Origin of the sequence: Brevibacterium sp. SIMBA_078 (assembly GCF_046534565.1) — a bacterium.
Lineage (GTDB): Bacteria > Actinomycetota > Actinomycetes > Actinomycetales > Brevibacteriaceae > Brevibacterium.
Window position 1 is genome coordinate 1 of sequence record NZ_JAWRYQ010000031.1, and the last position, 433, is coordinate 433.

Here is a 433-nt window from a genome sequence, read left to right on the forward strand (position 1 = left end):
GTAATATCCAGCTGAACGGTCTGGTTATAGGTACATTGAGCAACTGACTGAAATGCCTCAAAATGTTCTTTACGATGCCATTGGGATATATCAACGGTGGTATATCCAGTGATTTTTTTCTCCATTTTAGCTTCCTTAGCTCCTGAAAATCTCGATAACTCAAAAAATACGCCCGGTAGTGATCTTATTTCATTATGGTGAAAGTTGGAACCTCTTACGTGCCGATCAACGTCTCATTTTCGCCAAAAGTTGGCCCAGGGCTTCCCGGTATCAACAGGGACACCAGGATTTATTTATTCTGCGAAGTGATCTTCCGTCACAGGTATTTATTCGGCGCAAAGTGCGTCGGGTGATGCTGCCAACTTACTGATTTAGTGTATGATGGTGTTTTTGAGGTGCTCCAGTGGCTTCTGTTTCTATCAGCTGTCCCTCC

The 433-nt window shown here is 43.6% G+C and carries 1 protein-coding gene; it reads right to left on the minus strand.

Translation table 11 applies throughout. The features are described 5' to 3' along the window. On the minus strand, positions 1-125 hold a 125-nt coding region (locus SB749_RS18725), incomplete at its 3' end, for a CatA-like O-acetyltransferase (protein WP_410711625.1). Positions 126-433: the final 308 nt, after the last annotated feature.